This window comes from Frigidibacter sp. SD6-1, assembly GCF_030143255.1.
GTDB lineage: Bacteria > Pseudomonadota > Alphaproteobacteria > Rhodobacterales > Rhodobacteraceae > TMP-24.
In genome coordinates this window covers 154,242-173,300 of record NZ_JARJNR010000007.1, presented here as the reverse complement: position 1 = coordinate 173,300, position 19,059 = coordinate 154,242, and the positions used below count along the sequence as shown (strand labels likewise).

Genomic DNA, 19,059 nt, shown 5'->3' with positions numbered 1-19,059 from the left:
CATGCCGGGCGCCCCGATCGCCGCCTGGGAGGGCGGGGTGCTCTCGCCGCATGACAAGATCGACGTGCACCGCCGTGGCCTCTGCCATCCGGCGGTGTCCGTTTTCCTGACGGTGGGCGAAGAGGTTCTCTTGCAGCGCCGGGCGCTGGGCAAATATCACACGCCCGGCCTGTGGGCGAACAGCTGCTGCACCCATCCGCACTGGCAGGAAACGCCCGAGGCCTGCGCCCGCCGCCGGGTGCGCGAGGAGCTGGGGGTGGAGGTCGGCGATCTTGTCCATTGCGGAACGGTCGAATATCGCGCCGATGTGGGCGCGGGCATGGTGGAGCATGAGGTTGTCGAGGTCTTTCGCGCAACCCTCGACCAAAAGCCTGCTCTCACGCCCGATCCGGCCGAAGTGATGCAATGCCGGTGGGAACCGGTTGCGGGTCTTGCGGTTCTGATTGATACGGCACCCGAGGCTTTCACGCCCTGGCTGAGAATCTACCTGCGCGATCATTTCGCCGAAATCTTCGGGAACTGAGCAAACTTTCCGGCGTTGGGCCGATAGGCGCCGTCCCTCAGCACTGTTACTGGCAATCCGGTCCAGTTTGCGGCAAGGAATGGGAGTGCTGTAACCCGGGGTTCAAGTTGCGTCGCGCTGCTGTCTTTTCCGCCTGCCTATGCCTCGCCGTCGCGGGGTTTCCGGCGGTGATCCCGACCGGCGGCCTGGCGGACGAAGAAATGATCGGCTTCTCTGCTCCCGGTGCCGACAAGGCGTTGACGCGCGCCCTGATGTCGGCCTCGCTTCTCGTTGCGGCGGGGCGGGAGGGCACGACCGACCCGCAGGACATCCTTGCGGCGGCATCGAGCGATTATGCCCGTCTGACACAGGCGCTTTATGCCGAAGGCTATTACGCCGGCGTGATCCACATCCGGATCGACGGCCGCGAGGCGGCGGATATCCCGCTGCTTGATGCGCCAGCGCGCATCGACCATGTCAGCATAACCGTCACGCCCGGTCCGCCCTTCCGGTTCGGTGCCGCGCGGATGGCGCCCTATGCGCCGGGCACCGACCTGCCGCCCGGCTACCGCGACGGACAGATCGCCCGCGCCACCGCCATCAGCGAGGCGGCCGGGGCCGGAATCGCGGGCTGGCGGAAGCTTGGCTATGCCAAGGCGCGGGTTGCGGGTCAGGACATCACCGCCAACCATGCGACCACCCTGATCGACGCGCGCCTGACGCTTGCCGCGGGTCCGCGACTTTCCTTCGGCGCGCTCGACATACAGGGGATCGAACGCCTGCCCCGCCACCGGGTCGTGAAGATCGCGGGCTACCAGGAAGGCCAGGTCTTCGACCCCGAAGTGCTGGAAAAAATGGCCTCGCGCCTGCGCCGCACCGGCATTTACCGCAGCGTCTCGGTGCGCGAAGCGGCAGAGCCTAACCCGGACGGCACGCTCGATATCCTGCTGGAGCTCGACGAGGAGGTGCTGCGCCGCTTCGGCTTCGGTGCCGAGGTGAACGGAAGCGACGGCGCCAGCCTGTCGGCCTTCTGGCTGCACCGCAACCTTCTGGGCGGCGGCGAGCGGCTGAGGCTCGACGGGCTGATCAACGGCATCGACGGCGACGCGGGTTTCACCGAATATGAGCTTGGCGCCCGGATCGACCGGCCCGGCACGCCCTTCACCGACAGTTCGGTCTTTGCCGAAACGCGGTTCGAGCGGGCCGAGGTCGCGGACCTCGATATCCGCAGCCTGACCTTCGGGCTTGGCGCGACGCGCACCGTCACCGACACTCTGACGCTCGAAGCCGGGCTGTCGTACCAGACCGCCTCGATCGAGGATACGACCTTCCGCTTCGACTATCGCCTGCTGGCGCTGCCGGTGTCACTGGAATGGGACCGGCGCGGCGACAAGCTCGATCCGGTTGACGGGTTCTATCTGAAGGGCAGCGTCACGCCCTTCGCGGGCTTCGGCACCGCCGATTCCGGGACCGGCCTGTCAGCTGACGCGCGCTACTACAAAGGGTTCGGCGCGCGCGACCAGTTGGTGTTCGCGGGCCGGGTGCAACTGGCGACGACGCTTGGCACGTCGCTTGCCAATACCTCGCCCGACTATCTCTATTATTCCGGCGGCGGCGGCACGGTGCGCGGCCATCCGTTCGAATCGCTCGGAGTTCCGGCGGTCGCGGGCGGGTCGAGTTATCTGTCCGGCGGCCTCAGCCGGATCGCCTTGTCGGGCGAGCTGCGTGGTCGGATCAACGAGCGGATCGGCGCGGTGGCCTTCTATGATGCAGGCTATGTGAGCGATGCCGAATGGTTCGGCGGCGCGGGCGAATGGCAGGCGGGCGCGGGCCTCGGCCTGCGCTATGATACGGGCTTCGGCCCCGTGCGGCTTGACGTGGCCTTCCCGGTCAGCGGATCGACCGGCGACGGGATGCAGGTCTATGTCGGCATCGGGCAGGCCTTCTGATGCGGCGCTGGTTCCTGGCCCTCATGTTCCTGATGACCGGCGCCGTTGCCGGGGCGCAGGAAAGCGACAAGGATTTCCTGACCGGGCTGCTTGAGGGTCAGCTGTCGGGTGCCGGGCGAACCGTGACCATCGACGGCTTCGCGGGCGCACTGTCGTCACGCGCGACGTTCGAGCGGCTGACGATCGCCGACGCCGACGGCGTCTGGCTCAGCATCGAGGATGGCGCGATCCAGTGGAACCGTTCCGCGCTCCTCTCGGGCCGGGTCGAGATCGCGGAACTGTCGGCGGCCCGGATCGACCTGATCCGCAGCCCGAAAGGCGAGGGCACGACCGCCGAAGCGCGGTCCTTCAAGCTGCCAGAGCTTCCGGTTTCCGTCTCCATCGGCGCACTTTCGGCTGCCGACCTCAGGATCGGTGCCGCCGTCCTGGGCGAGGAGGCGCGGGTGTCGGTGACAGGTCAGGGCCAAATCGCCAACGGCGAGGGAACCGGTGCGCTGACGCTTCACCGGATCGACGGGCGGGCGGGCGATCTGACCTTGCAGGCCGCCTATTCGAACGCCGAGGAAACCGGCACCATCGACCTTCTGGTCAAGGAAGGCGAGGGTGGGATCGCCGCGCGGATGCTCGATCTTCCCGGCCTGCCTTCGCTGCAGCTTGCGCTGCATGGCTCGGGCGGGGCGGCGGATTTTCGCAGCGATCTGGTTCTGTCGACCGCTGGTGTTTCGCGGTTTTCAGGCAATATAGAGACGAAATCACCCCCGGAAGCTAAAGGCGCGCGGAGCTTCGCCGCGCGCCTTCAGGGCGATATCTCGCCGCTGCTGCAGACCGAATATCGCCCCTTCTTCGCCGGAGAAACCCGGGTGGAAGCCGATGGCATGACGCTGCCCAGCGGCGAGAAGACTCTCAGCCGCGTAATCATCGAGTCGGCGGGCACCGGCGTTTCGGGCCGGCTGAACCTGTCGGCCGAAAACCTGCCGCTGGCGGCGGTGCTGACGGTTCGGCTGGGCTTGCCCGACAACAGGCCGATGCAGCTGCCGGGGTCGGAGGCGACGGTCAGGAACGGCGTCCTGAAGCTGCGCTACGATGCGGCCGCCGGTGAGCGCTGGGCGCTTACGGGCTTGCTTGAGGGGCTGGTGACAGACGCGGTGGGCGTCGGGTCGGTCACGCTCGAAGGGCGGGGCACACTGTCCGATGTCGCGGCGGATGCGACCGGCGCTGCGCGTCTGGACGGCCACATCACTCTTGATGCTACCGATCTCGCGCCCGCCGATCCCGCCCTTGCACAGCCGCTGGGCGACCGGCTGAGCGGCGCCTTCGATCTTGGTTGGCAGCAAGGTGCGCCCTTGCGGCTGACCGGCCTCGACCTGCGGGCAGGCGACATGGCGGTCAGGGGCGACCTCGAGCTGGCGACCGAGGGGCTCGACATCGCGGCCGGGGGGAAACTGTCGCTGGCGGTTGCGGACATGGCGCGGTTCTCCGCCCTCGCGGGCCGACAGCTTGGCGGCACGGCGGACCTGACGGTGGAGGGCCGCGCCAACCTTCTGTCGCGTGCCTTCGATGCGCGGGCGACAGCGACAGGACAGAACCTGTCGCTGGATCAGCCGATGGCCGACCGGCTCCTGGCCGGGCAGTCGGTCATAAGCGTCACGGCGCAGCGGAACGAGGCGGGCATCACGCTTGAGGACTTGCAGGTCACCGCCGCCAATCTGCGGCTCTCGGCGCAGGGCCGTCTGGATTCCCGAGAAACCGGCCTGCGCGCCGAACTGGATTTCCCCGATCTTTCGGTGCTTGGGCCGGGTTTCGCCGGCGCGCTCGCGGCCGAGGCCGATCTTTCCGGCCCGAACGGATCGCGTCGGCTGCGGCTGACCGGCACCGCCGACGGTCTCGTGCCCGGCAGCCCGTCTCTGGCGCCGCTTTTCGCGGGCCGGACCAGTGTCATGGCCGAAGCGGTCGAGACGGGCGGCGGTTTCGCGCCGGCGAAGCTGACGTTGAACAGCGCGCTTCTGTCCGCCGATCTGGCGGAGACCGATCCGGGGCAGTACAGCGTCACGGCGCGGATTGCCGATGTCGCGGCGCTGGCGCCCGGGCTTTCGGGGCCGCTCGACACCACGGGCACCGCATCGCTGAGAGATGGCGAGGTTGCCCTCGACCTCGGGCTTGCCGGACCGGGAGGCATGCGCGGGCGCGTCGCGGGCGCGATCGCCGCCGATCTGTCGGACAGCGATCTTTCCCTGACGGGGCAGGCGCAGCTTGCGCTACTCAACCGCTTCATCGCGCCGCGCAGCATCGACGGCCGGGTGGCGTTCGATCTGGCGCTGCGCGGCACGCCGGGGCTCGCGGCGCTGTCCGGGCGCGTTTCGACTTCGGGCGCGCGTCTGTCCTCGCCTGCCGACAATCTGGCTCTGGAAGGGATTTCGCTTGCCGCAGAGCTGGCGGGCGGGTCGGCGGCGGTTACCGGCAGCGGCACCGTCCGGGGCGGGGGGCAGTTCAGCCTTGGCGGCGATCTGGCGCTTTTGCCCGAGGCGGCATCGCACCTGACGCTTGCGCTCGACTCCGTGACATTCAGTGATCCGGCACTTTTCTCGGCCCGTCTCAGCGCCGGCCTGACGCTCGACGGTCCGCTTGGCGGCGGCGCGGTGATCGGTGGGCGGGTCGATGTGCATGAAAGCGAAATTCGTCTCTCTCCGGCGCTTTCATCGGTCACGGCCGACCTTGATGTCCGCCATGTGAACGACAGTGCCGAGGTGCGCGCCAGCCGTCGCCGCGCGGGGCTTGATCGACGGTCGTCAGGTTCCGGCGGGCCCTCCGGCGGGCCGGTCTACGGGCTCGATCTGACCATCGCTGCGCCCGCGCGGATCTTCGTGCGTGGCCTCGGGCTTGAGGCCGAGATGGGCGGGTCGCTGCGTCTTGGCGGCACGACGGCCGCCGTCATTCCCTCGGGCCAGTTCGAGCTGATCCGCGGCCGCCTGTCGATCCTGGGCAAGCGCTTCGTTCTCGACCGCGGGATCGTCCAGTTGCTGGGGTCCTTCATTCCCTATGTGGAGTTCACCGCCCTGGCCGACACGTTCGGCTCGACGACCACGATCCTGCTGGAAGGCCCGGCGAACAGGCCCGAGATCCATTTCGCCTCGACCAGCGGCCTGCCGGAGGAAGAGGTCCTGTCGGAACTTCTCTTCGGCAACAGCATATCGAAGATATCCACTTTCCAGCTGCTGCAGCTTGCCGATGCGATTGCCACGCTGACCGGGCGGACGGATGAAAGTGTGGTGGTCAAGCTGCGCAAGTCCATTGGCCTTGACGATCTTGACATCACCGCCGACGAGGACGGCAAGGCGGCAGTGAAGGCGGGGAAATATCTGTCGGACAAGACCTATTCCGAGGTTTCGATCGGCCAGGAAGGCAAGAGCAAGGTCGAGGTCGAAATCGACCTGAGCCGCGACCTGACGCTGAAAGGCAGCGTCGGCACCGACGGCCAGACCGGGCTGGGCGTCTTTTTCACCAAGGATTACTGAGGGCGCCTCAGGCGGGCGATCTCGGCGTTCAGGACGGCGCCGAAAAGCACGATATAGGCGGAGAGATAAAGCCACATCATCAGCGCGATCACCGCGCCGATCGAGCCGTAGATACGGTTGTAGCTGTTGAAGTTCTCGAGATAGAGCGAGAAGGCGAACGAAACCGCCGCCCAGAGGAGGGCCGCGACCAGGCTGCCGGTCGAGACCCACGAGAGGCGCGCGCCCTCGCGCGTCGCGCCCCAGCGGTAGAAGAGGCCAAGCGTCACCTTGACGGCAAGGAAGAGCACGATCCAGGGAAAGAAGCGCAGGATCGTCGCCTCGGCCGGGCCGAGCGGCAGGAAGCGGAGCGCGAGCGGCACGGCGACGGCAAGCGCGAGCGCGGTGAGGATGAGCGTGAGAAGCGAGAGCGTCAGCGCCACCGACCCGGCGATGCGCATCAGGCTCGGCCGGTGTCGGCGGGCCTGCACGGCATTGATGCCGGCTATCAGGGCCGACACCGCCGAATGGACGGAGTAGAGCGCGATGGCGATCGGCAGAAGCGCCGCCCAGTGCCAGCCGCCCGCATGGGCGCCGATCAGGCCGTTCAGCTGACCCGCGATCAGCGCGTAGGCCTCGTCCGGGATAAGCCCGTGGACCGCGTCCATATAGGAAGAGACGACGGACGGGTCGGCGAAGATGCCCCAGATGGCGATGGTCGCGGCCATGCCGGGGAAGATGGCGAAGATCGAATAGAAGGCGACGCCCGCGGCGATGAGGCCGAGGTGACGTTCGTCCAGTGCCTGCCAGACGGCTGCGGCCAGTTGCCGGAAGCCGGGATCGTTCGTCTTGTTCGCCGCATCATCGCCCATGGCGTGACCATAGCGCCCGGCGTGGGCGGCTCCAATGCCCTTGGCGGTGCGTGGGCTTCGTGCCGGTGCCGAAATCTTTGAAAGATTTCGGGCCGGATTTCGTGACGAAATCCGGCGGTGATGTCAGGTCAGGCGGCCAGATCGCGGGTCGCGCCGAGAATGTTCTCTGTGACCTGTGCCAGTGCCAGCGCCGCCGCGCCATGCGCCCACAGAAGATCGCCCCAGGCGTGGATCTCGATCTTGGGCGTGGGCTGGCCGGTGTTCAACGCCATCGCCCGCATCTCTGCCAGCGTTTCGTTGGCGTAGAGATAGTCATAGCGCATCCGTTCGCCCGAGAGGATGATCAGCTCGGGGTCGAAAAGGTTGATCACGTTGGCGAGGCCCAGCGCCAGATAGCGCCCCGCCCGGTGAAAGATCGACCGGGCCGCGCCGTTGCCGGCCTTGGCATGATCGTAAAGGCTTTCGAGAAGCTGGTTCATCGGCTGGGCCTCGCGCCCGCCCCAGTTCAGTGCCGTCGTCGCCTCGCGCGCCAGCGCATAGTCGGCGACATAGGCCTCGAGGCAGCCGCGCTGGCCGCAGCGGCAGAGCGCGCCGTCGAGCTGCACCTTGGTATGGCCAAGCTCCATCCCGAGGCCCTGCGCCCCGCGATAGATCCGGTGGTTGAGCACAAGGCCCATTCCGACGCCATGTTCGATGGTGACGACAGCGAAATCCGACAGCCTGCGCCCGGCGCCGAACCAAAGCTCGGCCAGCGTCACGAGGTTTGCATCATTGTCGACATGAACAGTGAGACCGATGCGCGCGGCGACCGCCTGACCGAGCGGCACTTCGCGCGCGGAGAGAATCGGCGACCAGTGGACCACGCCGCTTTGACTATCGACAAAGCCCGGTACGCCGAGGCCAACCGCCGTCAGGGCGGCGCGATCGACGCCTGCCTTGGCGCAGACTTCAGCCAGCAGCGTCTCTGTCGACTCCACGATTGCCGCCAGCTCCAGCGGTCCGGGACGGCGCGGAACGGCGACATCGGCCAGCAGGTTTCCGGCGAAATCGACGATCACGGCGGTATGTTCGCGGTCCGACAGCTTGATCCCGGCAACGTGATGCGCGTCGGCCCGGACGCCCAGGGCCACGGCGGGTCGGCCACGTCCGCCGTCGCCGCCCCCGGCGGTGGTTTCCTCGAGCAGACCGAGGTCGATCAGTTCCGACGTCAGGGTCGTGACGCTCGCCGGGCTGATCGCCAGTTCGCGCGCCACCTGAACGCGCGGCATCGAGCCTGCCGCACGCACCCGCTCGAATATCTGCTGGCGCAGCGGGCGACCGGATTCGGAGAGGGGTGGAATCAGCGGGCCGCAGCCGGCCTTTTCCGTTCCCATCCGCTTGCGGCCGACTCGCTGCGCTGTCATTTGTTCTTCTCCCGAAGAAAATTTATGCCGATTGGCGTCCGACCAGCCGTTCCGACGGGCCTGACCGCATGAATCTTCGGCCCTCAGCCCCACAAACTGACATTGTGCGATGTTTTTTAATTTGACAACTGAATTTATTGACGCCAACTTTGCTGCATTCGGCCAGTCGCCGAACGGGCAGTTGCCCGAAAACGGGAGGATCATATGCACAAGACTGTTCTGGCCGCCGTAATGGCGGTCGTCGGGTTTTCGTCCTCGGCACTTGCCGAGGGCAAGGTTATCGGCGTCAGCTGGTCGAACTTCCAGGAAGAGCGCTGGAAGACCGACGAGGCGGCGATGAAGGCCGCGATCGAAGCCGCTGGCAACACCTATATTTCGGCTGACGCGCAGGCTTCGGCCGCCAAGCAGCTGACGGATGTGGAATCGCTCATCGCCCAGGGCGCCAACGCGCTCGTCATCCTCGCGATGGACAAGGACGCGATCGGCCCGGCCGTCGACAAGGCCGCTGCCGAGGGCATCGCGGTCGTGGGCTATGACCGTCTGATCGAGGACGAGCGCGCCTTCTATCTGACCTTCGACAACAAGGGCGTGGGCCGCATCATCGCCGAAACCGTCAAGGCCGCGAAGCCCGACGGCAATTACGCGATCATGAAGGGCGACCCGGGCGACCCGAACGCCGCCTTCCTTCTGGAAGGGATGATGGAAGTCATCGGCGCCGATGTCGACGCCGGTACGATCAAGATCGTCGGCGAAGCCTTCTCGGACGGCTGGAAGCCGGAGAATGCCCAGGCGAACATGGAGCAGATCCTGACCGCCAACAACAACGCCGTTGACGCCGTTCTGGCCGAAAACGACGGCATGGCCGGTGGCGTCATCGCCGCACTCTCGGCTCAGGGCCTGAACATCCCGGTCGGCGGCCAGGACGGCGACCTTGCCGCGCTGAACCGCGTGGCGCGCGGCACCCAGACCGTGTCGGTCTGGAAAGACTCGCGCCAGCTGGGCGACGCGGCGGGCAAGATCGCCTCGGCGCTGGCCGAAGGCACCGCGATGGACGCGGTCGAGGGCGCGACCAAGTGGTCGGGCGGCGAGAAGGGTGTTGAAATGAACGCGATCTTCCTTGCGCCGACCCCGATCACCAAGGACAACCTCCACATCGTGATCGATGCCGGCCACATCTCGAAAGAGCAGGCCTGCGAAGGCGCGATGGAAGGCGTCGCTGCTTGCCAGTAAGGCGAACAACGCCCGGTGCCGCCTGTGACGGCGCCGGGCATCCCCCTGCGCGATCCGGCCGCCAAACTGCGCCGACGCCTGACCCCTGAAAAGCCGGTTCCGCCCCTGGTCGCAGGCCTTTGCCTGTCGGCACCGTCTCACCCCGACAAAGCTGGATGAGGACATGACCCAGACAACAAGCCCCCATACCCCCACCAATCCCAATGCCGGGATTGTCGAACGCTTCCTGAGAGCGACCGAAATCGACACGCGCCTTCTTGGCATGGTCGGAGCGCTGTTCCTGATCTGGGTCGGGTTCGAACTCTACGTCGCCTTCTGGCTTGGCCGCGCGTCGATCTTCTCGGGCTTTGCCGCGATTGAATCGACCGGCTTCCTGACGCCCCGGAACCTGTGGAACCTGTCGGTTCAGGTCACGTCGATCGCGATCATGGCCACGGGAATGGTGCTGGTGATCGTCACCCGCCACATCGACCTTTCGGTCGGGTCGGTCCTGTGTGTCGTGGCCGTGATCATGGCGATGCTGCAGTCCTGGGTGCTGCCCGGCTGGCTTGGGCTTGGTCATCCGGCGATCTGGATCATCACCGTCTTTGCCGGGCTTCTCTGCGGCACGCTGATCGGCGCCTTCCACGGCACGCTGATCGCCTACCTGGGCATTCCGTCCTTCATCGTGACGCTTGGCGGGCTGATGGTCTGGCGTGGCGTCGCCTTTCTTCTGTCGCGGGGCGAGACGATCACGCCGCTCGATTCGACCTTTCTACTGCTTGGCGGCGGGCCGCTTGGCGCCATCGGATCGGTCGGCAGCTGGATCGTCTGCCTTCTGGCCTGCGCGGGCATCCTGTGGATGCTGGTCTCAGGCCGTCGCAGCCGGGTGAAGCATGGCTTCCCGCTGCGCCCGATGTGGGCGGAATATACGCTTGGCGCCATCGGTTTCGCGCTGGTGGTCGGGGCGACGCTGGTGGTGAACGCCTATCCCTGGCCCAAGGGCATCGTCGAGAAATATGCCAGCGAAAACGGCATCGCCGTCCCCGAGGAGGGCCTTTTCATCAGCCATGGCTGGGCTATCCCGGTGATGATGCTCATCGTCGTGGCGCTGGTGATGACCATCCTGATGACGCGGACCCGTTTCGGGCGCTATGTCTACGCGATCGGCGGCAACCCCGACGCGGCGGAACTGTCGGGCATCAACACCCGCTGGATGACCGTCAAGATCTTTGCGCTCATGGGCTTCCTGGCCGGGCTTTCGGCCATCGTCTCCTCGGCCCGTCTGACTTCAGCCTCGGCCCAGCTTGGTGAACTTGACGAACTGTTCGTCATCGCCTCGGCCGTCATCGGCGGCACGTCGCTTGCGGGCGGCGTCGGCACGATCCACGGCGCGATCCTTGGCGCCCTGATCATGTGGTCGCTGCAGCAAGGCATGGTGCTGATCGGCTTCGGGGACGGGTCTTACCAGAAGATCGTCGTCGGCGCGGTTCTCGTGCTCGCCGTCTATCTCGACATCCTCTACCGCAAGCGCGTGAAGTAAGGAGACCGGACCATGAACCCGACAAAGGGAACCCCTCTGGTCGAGATGCGCGACATCTCGATTTCCTTCGGCGGCATCCGCGCGGTGGACCACGTCACGGTCGATCTTTACCCGGGCGAGGTCGTCGGGCTGCTGGGCCATAACGGCGCGGGCAAGTCGACGCTGATCAAGTGCTTGTCGGGTGCCTATCGGCCCGACAGCGGCGACATCTTCATCAACGGTGAAAAAGCCACGATCACCAATCCCCGCGATGCGCGCAGCTACAATATCGAGACGATCTACCAGACGCTGGCGCTGGCCGATAACCTGAATGCCGCCTCGAACCTGTTCCTCGGGCGCGAACTGGTGACATCGGCAGGCTTCGTCGACGATGCTGCGATGGAGGCGGAGACGCGCAAGATCATGGCGCGTCTCAATCCGAACTTCCGCAAGTTCAACGTTCCGGTCTCGGCGCTTTCCGGCGGTCAGCGCCAGTCGGTCGCCATTGCGCGGGCGGTCTATTTCAACGCCAAGATCCTGATCATGGACGAACCGACCGCCGCCCTTGGGCCCCACGAAACGCAGATGGTGGCCGAGCTGATCCAGGAGCTGAAGGCCCAAGGGATCGGCATCTTCCTGATCGAGCATGACATCCACGCGGTGATGGACCTCTGCGACCGGGCGAGCGTGATGAAGAACGGCCAGCTTGTCGGCACGGTGAATGTCAACGAGGTGACAGACGAGGACATCCTCGGGATGATCATCCTTGGCAAACAGCCCGGAAAGGCCGCCTGATGTATCTGGGGCTCGATCTTGGAACATCGGGCCTCAAGGGCGTGGTGGTGGACGCGGCGCAAAGGATCGTCGCCGAAGCCGCCGCGCCACTGACCGTTTCGCGCCCGCACGATGGCTGGTCGGAACAATCCCCAGCCGACTGGATTGCGGCGGCAGAGGCGGTGTTTGCCGCCCTGCCCGCCGAGGTTCGGGTGGGCGTGAAAGCCATCGGGCTTTCGGGTCAGATGCATGGCGCGACGCTTCTGGATGCGGCGGACAATGTGCTGCGCCCGTCGATCCTGTGGAACGATACGCGCGCGCATGCCGAAGCCGCGATGCTGGACGCGGACCCGCGCTTTCGGGCGCTGTCTGGCAATATCGTCTTTCCCGGCTTCACCGCACCCAAGCTTCTGTGGGTCAGGGCGCATGAGCCGGAAATCTACGGCCGTGTGGCAAAGGTTCTGCTGCCGAAGGATTATCTGCGCCTGTGGCTGACAGGCGAGCACGTCGCCGAAATGTCGGATGCCGCCGGGACGAGTTGGCTTGATACCGGCGCGCGTGACTGGTCGGACGATCTGCTGGCGGCGACCGGGCTGGGCCGGGACCACATGCCCCGGCTGGTCGAAGGGTCGGAGGTTGCAGGCAGGCTAAGGCCCGAAGTCGCGGGACGGTTCGGATTTGCCCCCGGGATCGTGGTCGCGGGCGGGGCAGGCGACAATGCGGCGGCCGGGATCGGGGTTGGGGTGGTGAAGGCCGGGCAGGCCTTCGTTTCGCTTGGCACCTCGGGTGTTCTGTTTGCGGCGAACGACGGCTACCACCCGGATGCGGCGACGGCAGTGCATACCTTCTGCCACGCGCTTCCCGGCGCCTGGCACCAGATGGGCGTGATCCTGGCCGCGACCGATGCGCTGAACTGGTTCGCGCGGCTTGCGGGGGCGTCGGCTGCCGACCTGACCCAATCGCTCGGCCCGCTTCAGGTGCCCGGAAAGACCCGTTTCCTGCCCTATCTCGGCGGCGAACGGACGCCGTTGAACGACGCCTCGATTCGCGGCGCCTTCATCGGGCTGGAACATGCGACCGACCGCGACGCGGCGGTGCGTGCGGTGCTGGAGGGCGTGACCTTCGCGATCCGCGATTGCCGTGATGCGCTTGCGGCGACCGGCACCCGGATATCGCGGCTTTTGGCAGTGGGTGGCGGGTCGCGTTCGGATTACTGGCTGAAGGCCATCGCAACCACACTTGGAACGCCCGTTCAGGTGCCGGTCGCGGGCGATTTCGGCGGCGCATTCGGCGCGGCGCGGCTTGCCATTATGGCCGCGACCGGCGCGGGCGCCGAGATCGCCACGCTTCCGGCCATTGACCGGACCATCGACCCGGACCCCCGGCTTTCCGCGGCCTTCGATGAGGGCCACGCCCGTTACCGCGCCGCGCGCGATGCGATCAGAGGACTGACATGAGCGACTTCTTCAAAGGCATTCCGCAGGTCCGCTACGAGGGGCCGGACAGCACAAACGAATTCGCCTTCCGCCATTACAATCCCGACGAACTTATCATGGGCAAGCGGATGGAGGACCATCTGCGCTTCGCCGTCGCCTATTGGCACTCCTTTGCCTGGCAAGGCGGTGACCCGTTCGGCGGCCAGACGTTCGAACGTCCCTGGTTCGGGCCGACGATGGCGGATGCGAAACTGAAGGCCGATGTGGCGTTCGAGATGTTCGATATCCTGAACGCGCCCTTCTTTTGCTTCCACGATGCCGATGCCCGCCCCGAAGGGGCGACCTTTGCCGAAAGCCTGCGCAATCTGGAAGAGATCACCGACCATTTCGCGCAGAAGATGGAGACATCGCGCACCCGGCTTCTTTGGGGGACGGCAAACCTTTTCTCGCACCGCCGCTTCATGTCGGGCGCCGCGACCAACCCCGACCCGGAGGTTTTCGCTTACGCCGCCGCGACGGTGAAAAGCTGCATCGACGCCACGCACAAGCTTGGCGGGCAGAATTACGTCCTGTGGGGCGGGCGCGAGGGGTATGAAACGCTTCTGAACACCGACCTGTCGCGCGAGGCGGAGCAGGCGGGCGCCTTCCTGCGCATGGTCGTTGATTACAAGCACAAGATCGGCTTCAAGGGCGCGATCCTGATCGAGCCCAAGCCGCAGGAACCCTCGAAGCATCAGTATGATTACGATGTGGCGACCGTCTACGGATTCCTCAAGCGCTTCGGGCTGGAAGGCGAGGTGAAGGTCAACATCGAACAGGGCCATGCGATCCTGGCGGGTCATTCCTTCGAACATGAACTGGCGCTCGCCGCCTCGCTGGGCCTTTTCGGGTCGATCGACATGAACCGCAACGATTACCAGTCGGGCTGGGACACCGACCAGTTTCCCGACAATGTGCCGGAAATGGCGCGCGCCTATTACGAGGTGCTGAAGGCGGGCGGCTTTACCACCGGCGGCACGAATTTCGATGCGAAGATCCGCCGCCAGTCGCTGGACCCGGCCGACCTGATCCTGTCGCATGTCGGTGGCATGGACGTCTGCGCCCGGGCACTGAAGGCAGCGGCGGCGCTTTTGCAGGACGGATCGCTCGAACGGGCGCGTTCGGATCGTTACGCGGACTGGGACAGGCCGGCGAATCGGCAGATGCTGTCGGCCTCGCTGGAAACTGTCGCACAACGTGTGCTGGACGAGACTATCAACCCGCAGCCGAAATCGGGGCGCCAGGAACGGCTGGAGAACCTCTGGAACCGGTTCGTCTGACAAGACCTGCGGCAAAAAGGCGTCAAAGCGCCCGAATCTGGCAAAATTCGGAAACGATCATCACGATTGGGCCAAACAGCCGTCGTGGTTTGAACAAGCCTTTTTGCAAGATGCAGCTAAGGGCGTCTGTTTACGAACAGTTTACCAAGCGCCCGTAGCTTGCCTGTGTCGGCCTGGGGGCGGGGTCCGGCGATTGAGTTAGACCGGAGTTCCGCATCGTGACTGTTCCCTATGCCGACTTCTCAGCCCCCCTACAGGTTCGCGCCGGGCGCACATTCTATGAGACCGCGGGTAAACGCTGTTTCGATATTTTCTTCGTCGTTCTGTCGCTTCCGGTGGTCCTGCCGGTGCTTCTTCTGATTGCCGCGCTGATCTGGGTCGAAGGCGGACGGCCCTTCTATATGCAGGAGCGCGTCGGGCATGGCGGCCGGACCTTCCGCTTCTGGAAGATCCGCACGATGGTTCTCGACGCCGACGCCGCGCTCGCGCGGCTGATCGCAGAAGACCCGGCGGCAGCGGCGGAATGGGCAGCGAACCAGAAGCTCGCGCGCGACCCCCGCATCACCCGGTTGGGTCGTTTCCTGCGCCAGACAAGCCTTGATGAGCTGCCCCAGATCTGGAACGTGCTCAACGGCACCATGTCGCTCGTGGGTCCGCGGCCCTTCACGCCCGACCAGCGCGCGCTTTATCCCGCTGACAGCGCATCGGCCTACTACCGGCTGCGGCCCGGCCTGTCCGGCCTGTGGCAGATCAGCCGCCGCAATGCGGGTTCGTTCGTCGAACGGGTGCATTATGATGAAGATTACGGTATGCGGGTCAGCCTGATGCTCGACCTCAGGATCATCTGGCGGACATTCTGGGTGATGATGCGGGCGACCGGTCTTTGACGGCAGCCCGGGTTCAGCCGAACCGCTTCCACAAGGATTTTTCGCCAAGCCCCTCGACGAAGGCTCGGTGCGCGGCTGCCTCCTCCTCGGTGATGCGCGGAGCCAGGGGTGCGGGCCTGCGCGGCGCGGTCCAGGCGCCGGTATCCACCCCGGCGCCGTCGCCCGACTTGTGATCCAGCGTCGAGAGGCCGAAGTCGGGCTGACGGCCGCCGATCAGTTCCAGATAGACCTCTGCCAGCAACTCGCTGTCGAGAAGCGCGCCGTGCTTTTCGCGGGCGGAATTGTCGATGCCGAACCGGCGGCAGAGCGCGTCGAGCGAGGCGGGGGAGCCGGGAAACTTGCGCCGTGCAAGCGCCACCGTGTCGAGCGCGCGTTCCGGCCCCAGGGTCGGAAGATTGGCCCAGTTCAGCTCGGCATTGAGGAATTTCATGTCGAAGGCGGCATTGTGGATCACCAGCTGGGAATCCGTGCCGATGAAATCGAGGAAAGCCGCGCCGATTTCCGCGAAGCGGGGCTTGTCGCGCAGGAAGTCGTCGCCAAGGCCGTGCACCTCGAACGCCTCGGGCGGCATGCCGCGGTCGGGGTTGATATACTGGTGGTAGGTCCGCCCGGTGGCGACGTGATTGAAAAGTTCCACCGCGCCGATTTCGACGATCCGGTGACCTTCGGCCGGTTCGAAGCCGGTGGTTTCGGTGTCGAGCACGATCTCACGCATGGTCTGACCTCAGGTCCTTCAGCAGTGCCCTGACGGCGGCGCGGGCGCCCTCTTCCGTCAGCGTCTCTATCACATAAGTCGCGCGACGGCGCTTTTCTGTATCCGGCATCTGGCGGGCAAGGATCATCTCGAAGTCAGCCGAGCTGACGCCGCGCGCCAGCACGCGGGCGCGCTGAACTTCGGGCGGCACGGAAACGACGAGCGTCGCATCGCAAAGCGCATCAGCCCCGGTCTCGAACAAGAGCGGAATGTCGAGGAGCAGAAGCGGTGCGGTGCGGTGCGCCGCGATGAAAGCCGCGCGGTCGGCGGCGGTCAGCGGGTGGACGGTCGCATTCAGCCAGTCGAGCGCCGCCGGGTCTGCGGCGACCAGCGCCCTGAGCCGGGACCGGTCGACGCCGCCATCCGGCGCCATCACTTGGGGAAATCGCCCCGCGATGGCCTGCGCCGCCGGTTGGCCTGCGGAATAGAGCCGGTGAACCACGGAATCCGCGTCCCAGACCGGCACGCCTTCGGCGGCAAACATCGCGGCGGTCGTCGATTTTCCCATACCGATGGAGCCGGTGAGGCCGAGAAGGAACGGGCGCGTCATGCGCCCAGAACCGCGTCGCGCAGCGCCTGATCGACCTCGGGCCGCAAGCCGAACCAGCGTTCAAAGCCAGGAACCGCCTGGTGCAGCAGCATGCCAAGGCCATCGACGGCCGTGCAGCCCATTGCCTCGGCCGTTTCCAGAAGATGGGTGCGCAGCGGCGCGTAGACGAGGTCGGTCACCACGGCCTTCGGCGACAGGGCATCGAGCGGGATGCGGAAATCGGGCTTGCCGACCATGCCAAGCGCGGTGGTGTTCACCACGGTCGCCGCATCCTCGAGCATGTTCGCGGCCTGCACCCAGTCATAGACCACGACACGCGCACCAAACTCGGCGCGCAGCGCCTCGGCCCGGGCCTTGGTGCGGTTGGTCAGCCGGATTTCCGGCGCGCCAACCTCGAGAAGCGAGGCGATGACCGCCCGCGCCGCGCCGCCTGCGCCGATCACGGCCGCCGGTCCGGCCTGCGGCTGCCAGCCGGGGGCGTTCTGGGTCAGGTTGGCGGTAAAGCCGTAGCCGTCGGTATTGTCGGCATGCACCCGGCCATCAGGTCTGAAGATCAAGGTGTTGGCCGCCCCGATCAGCGCGGCACGGTCGGTCACGACATCGGCCAGTGCGAGTACGCTTTCCTTGTGCGGGATCGTCACATTGGCGCCGACGAACCCGGCCTTCGGCAAGGCGCGGATCACGTCGGGCAGATCCTTCTGTGCGACATCAAGCGGGATGTAATGCCCGGCGATCCCGTATTTCTTCAGCCAATAGCCATGCAGCCGCGGCGATTTCGAATGCGCCACGGGCGAGCCGATCACACCGGCGAGCGGAATGCGGGGATTGTCCGTCATGGGGCGATGTCGCCGCGAATCCGAAGCCAGGTCAAGAGCTCGATCAGGGGCAGGCCGAGGATGTGAAAGAAATCTCCCTCGATCCGGCTGAAAAGCCGCACACCTTCTTCCTCGATCTTGTAGCAGCCGACGGAATGGCGGACGGACTCCCATGTCCGGGTCAGGTAAGTGTCGATTTCGCCGGGGCCGAGCGCGTGCATGGTCAGGCGCACCTGGCCGGTATGGCGCCAGACAGGTTTGCCGCCCTCGACGACGACGGCGGCCGAAAACAGGCGGTGTTCCTTGCCGGAAAGGAAGGAAAGCTGCGCGCGCGCCTCCTCGATGCATTCGGCCTTGGCGAAGATCCGGCCGTCGCATTCCAGCACCTGATCGGCGCCGATGATCCGCGCCTCGGGCCGCCGGTCGGAGATTTTCGTGGCCTTCAGCTCTGCCAGCAAATCGGCCAGATCGCGCGCCTTGCCGCCTTCGGCGATCAGGCTTTGCCGCACCGCTTCCTCGTCGATCCGGCCGGGGAGGATTTCGAAGGCAAGGCCGGCATCTCGAAGCAGCCGGGCGCGGATGTCAGAGGCGGAGGCCAGGATCAGGGAAGGGGTCATGGGGACGGCTCTGTGGACAAGCGGGGCCGAGGGCGCCGGATGATCCGGGGGCTGATCGGCATGGCGCCGAGGAGTGTGGGAAAGGGCGGGGTTGTCAAGATGCAGGGGGCGGCTCTTCCCGATGTGCATGGCATCGGCGTGGGGCTGTGAAAGATGCGACGATGCGGCGCATTTGTGGACAACGCCAGAAGATCACATGCATATCACATTTCTTATCTTATTGAATTTAAAAGATATACTATTGTTCATCCCGGATTGTTCGCCTTATCCCCAGGCTTGTCCCGCTGGGGAAACTGGCAGGGATAAGATGCGATATCCCGATCTCCACAGGGCCAAGATCATCATCATCTTTTTCTTTGTCTTAATCTTGTTTAGGGAAGAGGCGGAGACGTGGAGCATGCGCGATGGGTGATTTTCTGGCCTCGGTCTATCTCTGGACCAAAGCTTTTCACGTGATCTCGGTCATCGCCTGGATGGCTGGCATCTTCTACCTGCCGCGGCTGTTCGTCTATCACGCCGAGAGCGTTGAGCAGGGGTCTGCAACCGACCTTCTGTTCCAGACGATGGAAAGGAAACTTTTGCGGCTGATCATGAACCCGGCGATGGTGGCGACCTGGGCCTTCGGCCTGGCGCTGGTCTTCACGCCGGGGATTGTCAGCTGGTCGGAAGTCTGGCCCTGGACCAAGGCGGCGGGCGTGATCGGCATGACCTGGTTTCACCATTGGCTGGGCTACCGGCGGAAGGACTTCCTTGCCGGCGCCAACCGGCGGTCGGGGCGAACCTACCGGGTGATGAACGAGGTGCCGACGGTGTTTCTGGCGCTGATCGTGATTTCGGCGATCGTGAAGTTCTGACCCGATGCTGATTGACTCCGGGCGGTTCGCGTTGATAATGCGCGGCAACCTTCCGTCCGGAAGGATCTTTCCCTTCTTACATCGCGATCACGCCGACCGCAGGATATG

Annotated in this window: 16 protein-coding genes; 10 read left to right on the top strand and 6 right to left on the bottom strand. The window is 65.6% G+C overall.

Features of this window, described 5'->3' with window-relative positions; translation table 11 throughout:
• The first annotated feature begins 1 nt into the window (after window position 1).
• The 3 genes from idi to P0645_RS14345 all read left to right on the top strand — a co-directional run bounded on the left by idi (window position 2) and on the right by P0645_RS14345 (window position 5,963).
• On the top strand, window positions 2-523 hold the full coding sequence (gene idi, locus P0645_RS14355) for an isopentenyl-diphosphate Delta-isomerase (protein WP_284165272.1): 522 nt from the start codon (window positions 2-4) through the stop codon (window positions 521-523).
• 107 nt (window positions 524-630) lie between these two features.
• Complete coding sequence (locus tag P0645_RS14350; protein ID WP_284165271.1) at window positions 631-2,451, top strand: autotransporter assembly complex protein TamA; 1,821 nt, start codon at window positions 631-633, stop codon at window positions 2,449-2,451.
• Window positions 2,451-5,963: a translocation/assembly module TamB domain-containing protein gene (locus P0645_RS14345; RefSeq protein WP_284165270.1), complete on the top strand. Its 3,513-nt coding sequence runs from the start codon at window positions 2,451-2,453 to the stop codon at window positions 5,961-5,963. Before P0645_RS14350 ends, P0645_RS14345 begins: the two co-directional genes overlap by 1 nt.
• Here the strand turns inward: P0645_RS14345 and P0645_RS14340 are convergent.
• Together P0645_RS14340 and P0645_RS14335 are read right to left on the bottom strand one after the other, a co-directional pair.
• The gene (locus tag P0645_RS14340) at window positions 5,957-6,811 is read right to left on the bottom strand and encodes a YihY/virulence factor BrkB family protein (RefSeq protein ID WP_284165269.1); all 855 of its coding nucleotides are present in this window, start codon (window positions 6,809-6,811) and stop codon (window positions 5,957-5,959) included. The two genes, P0645_RS14345 and P0645_RS14340, sit on opposite strands and share 7 nt — an antisense overlap.
• A 128-nt stretch (window positions 6,812-6,939) precedes the next feature.
• Window positions 6,940-8,214 (bottom strand): ROK family protein, encoded by a 1,275-nt coding sequence (locus P0645_RS14335; protein ID WP_284165268.1) that lies wholly within the window; start codon window positions 8,212-8,214, stop codon window positions 6,940-6,942.
• A 204-nt stretch (window positions 8,215-8,418) separates the two neighbouring features.
• Here P0645_RS14335 and P0645_RS14330 point away from each other — a divergent pair, with 204 nt between their 5' ends.
• From P0645_RS14330 to P0645_RS14305, 6 genes are all read left to right on the top strand, one after another.
• On the top strand, window positions 8,419-9,444 hold the full coding sequence (locus P0645_RS14330; RefSeq protein ID WP_284165267.1) for a substrate-binding domain-containing protein: 1,026 nt from the start codon (window positions 8,419-8,421) through the stop codon (window positions 9,442-9,444).
• Window positions 9,445-9,607: 163 nt separating this feature from the next.
• A complete protein-coding gene (locus P0645_RS14325; RefSeq protein WP_284165266.1) occupies window positions 9,608-10,966 on the top strand; it encodes a sugar ABC transporter permease in 1,359 nt (452 codons plus the stop codon).
• A 12-nt stretch (window positions 10,967-10,978) separates the two neighbouring features.
• The gene (locus tag P0645_RS14320; protein ID WP_284165265.1) at window positions 10,979-11,740 is read left to right on the top strand and encodes an ATP-binding cassette domain-containing protein; all 762 of its coding nucleotides are present in this window, start codon (window positions 10,979-10,981) and stop codon (window positions 11,738-11,740) included.
• A complete protein-coding gene (xylB, locus tag P0645_RS14315) occupies window positions 11,740-13,176 on the top strand; it encodes a xylulokinase (RefSeq protein WP_284165264.1) in 1,437 nt (478 codons plus the stop codon). Before P0645_RS14320 ends, xylB begins: the two co-directional genes overlap by 1 nt.
• Window positions 13,173-14,474 (top strand): xylose isomerase, encoded by a 1,302-nt coding sequence (xylA, locus tag P0645_RS14310; protein WP_284165263.1) that lies wholly within the window; start codon window positions 13,173-13,175, stop codon window positions 14,472-14,474. The genes xylB and xylA overlap by 4 nt, the downstream gene beginning before the upstream one ends.
• A gap of 218 nt (window positions 14,475-14,692) precedes the next feature.
• Complete coding sequence (locus P0645_RS14305) at window positions 14,693-15,361, top strand: sugar transferase (protein WP_284165262.1); 669 nt, start codon at window positions 14,693-14,695, stop codon at window positions 15,359-15,361.
• A gap of 13 nt (window positions 15,362-15,374) precedes the next feature.
• Here P0645_RS14305 and dnaQ read toward each other — a convergent pair whose 3' ends face one another.
• From dnaQ to P0645_RS14285, 4 genes are read right to left on the bottom strand one after another with little or no spacing between them, the layout of a single operon-like run.
• Window positions 15,375-16,076, bottom strand: coding sequence for a DNA polymerase III subunit epsilon (gene dnaQ / locus P0645_RS14300; RefSeq protein ID WP_284165261.1), 702 nt, complete (start codon window positions 16,074-16,076; stop codon window positions 15,375-15,377).
• Window positions 16,069-16,665: a dephospho-CoA kinase gene (coaE, locus tag P0645_RS14295; protein ID WP_284165260.1), complete on the bottom strand. Its 597-nt coding sequence runs from the start codon at window positions 16,663-16,665 to the stop codon at window positions 16,069-16,071. Before coaE ends, dnaQ begins: the two co-directional genes overlap by 8 nt.
• Complete coding sequence (locus P0645_RS14290) at window positions 16,662-17,501, bottom strand: shikimate dehydrogenase (protein ID WP_284165259.1); 840 nt, start codon at window positions 17,499-17,501, stop codon at window positions 16,662-16,664. The genes coaE and P0645_RS14290 overlap by 4 nt, the downstream gene beginning before the upstream one ends.
• Window positions 17,498-18,097: a Maf family protein gene (locus P0645_RS14285; protein ID WP_284165258.1), complete on the bottom strand. Its 600-nt coding sequence runs from the start codon at window positions 18,095-18,097 to the stop codon at window positions 17,498-17,500. The genes P0645_RS14290 and P0645_RS14285 overlap by 4 nt, the downstream gene beginning before the upstream one ends.
• A 404-nt stretch (window positions 18,098-18,501) precedes the next feature.
• On the opposite strand from P0645_RS14285, the gene hemJ reads away from it, so the two are divergent.
• Window positions 18,502-18,951 carry a protoporphyrinogen oxidase HemJ gene (gene hemJ, locus P0645_RS14280; protein WP_284165257.1) on the top strand — a complete coding sequence of 150 codons (450 nt, stop codon included), beginning with the start codon at window positions 18,502-18,504 and terminating at the stop codon, window positions 18,949-18,951.
• The last annotated feature ends 108 nt before the right edge of the window (window positions 18,952-19,059 follow it).

What these genes read in the sequence shown, in the direction of transcription:
- idi (WP_284165272.1), top strand. Translation starts at nt 2, where the DNA reads ATGCCGGGCGCCCCGATCGCCGCCTGGGAGGGCGGGGTGCTCTCGCCG.
- P0645_RS14345 (WP_284165270.1), top strand. Translation starts at nt 2,451, where the DNA reads ATGCGGCGCTGGTTCCTGGCCCTCATGTTCCTGATGACCGGCGCCGTT.
- P0645_RS14340 (WP_284165269.1), bottom strand. Translation starts at nt 6,811, where the DNA reads ATGGGCGATGATGCGGCGAACAAGACGAACGATCCCGGCTTCCGGCAA.
- P0645_RS14335 (WP_284165268.1), bottom strand. Translation starts at nt 8,214, where the DNA reads ATGACAGCGCAGCGAGTCGGCCGCAAGCGGATGGGAACGGAAAAGGCC.
- P0645_RS14330 (WP_284165267.1), top strand. Translation starts at nt 8,419, where the DNA reads ATGCACAAGACTGTTCTGGCCGCCGTAATGGCGGTCGTCGGGTTTTCG.
- P0645_RS14325 (WP_284165266.1), top strand. Translation starts at nt 9,608, where the DNA reads ATGACCCAGACAACAAGCCCCCATACCCCCACCAATCCCAATGCCGGG.
- P0645_RS14320 (WP_284165265.1), top strand. Translation starts at nt 10,979, where the DNA reads ATGAACCCGACAAAGGGAACCCCTCTGGTCGAGATGCGCGACATCTCG.
- xylB (WP_284165264.1), top strand. Translation starts at nt 11,740, where the DNA reads ATGTATCTGGGGCTCGATCTTGGAACATCGGGCCTCAAGGGCGTGGTG.
- xylA (WP_284165263.1), top strand. Translation starts at nt 13,173, where the DNA reads ATGAGCGACTTCTTCAAAGGCATTCCGCAGGTCCGCTACGAGGGGCCG.
- dnaQ (WP_284165261.1), bottom strand. Translation starts at nt 16,076, where the DNA reads ATGCGTGAGATCGTGCTCGACACCGAAACCACCGGCTTCGAACCGGCC.
- coaE (WP_284165260.1), bottom strand. Translation starts at nt 16,665, where the DNA reads ATGACGCGCCCGTTCCTTCTCGGCCTCACCGGCTCCATCGGTATGGGA.
- P0645_RS14290 (WP_284165259.1), bottom strand. Translation starts at nt 17,501, where the DNA reads ATGACGGACAATCCCCGCATTCCGCTCGCCGGTGTGATCGGCTCGCCC.
- P0645_RS14285 (WP_284165258.1), bottom strand. Translation starts at nt 18,097, where the DNA reads ATGACCCCTTCCCTGATCCTGGCCTCCGCCTCTGACATCCGCGCCCGG.
- hemJ (WP_284165257.1), top strand. Translation starts at nt 18,502, where the DNA reads ATGGGTGATTTTCTGGCCTCGGTCTATCTCTGGACCAAAGCTTTTCAC.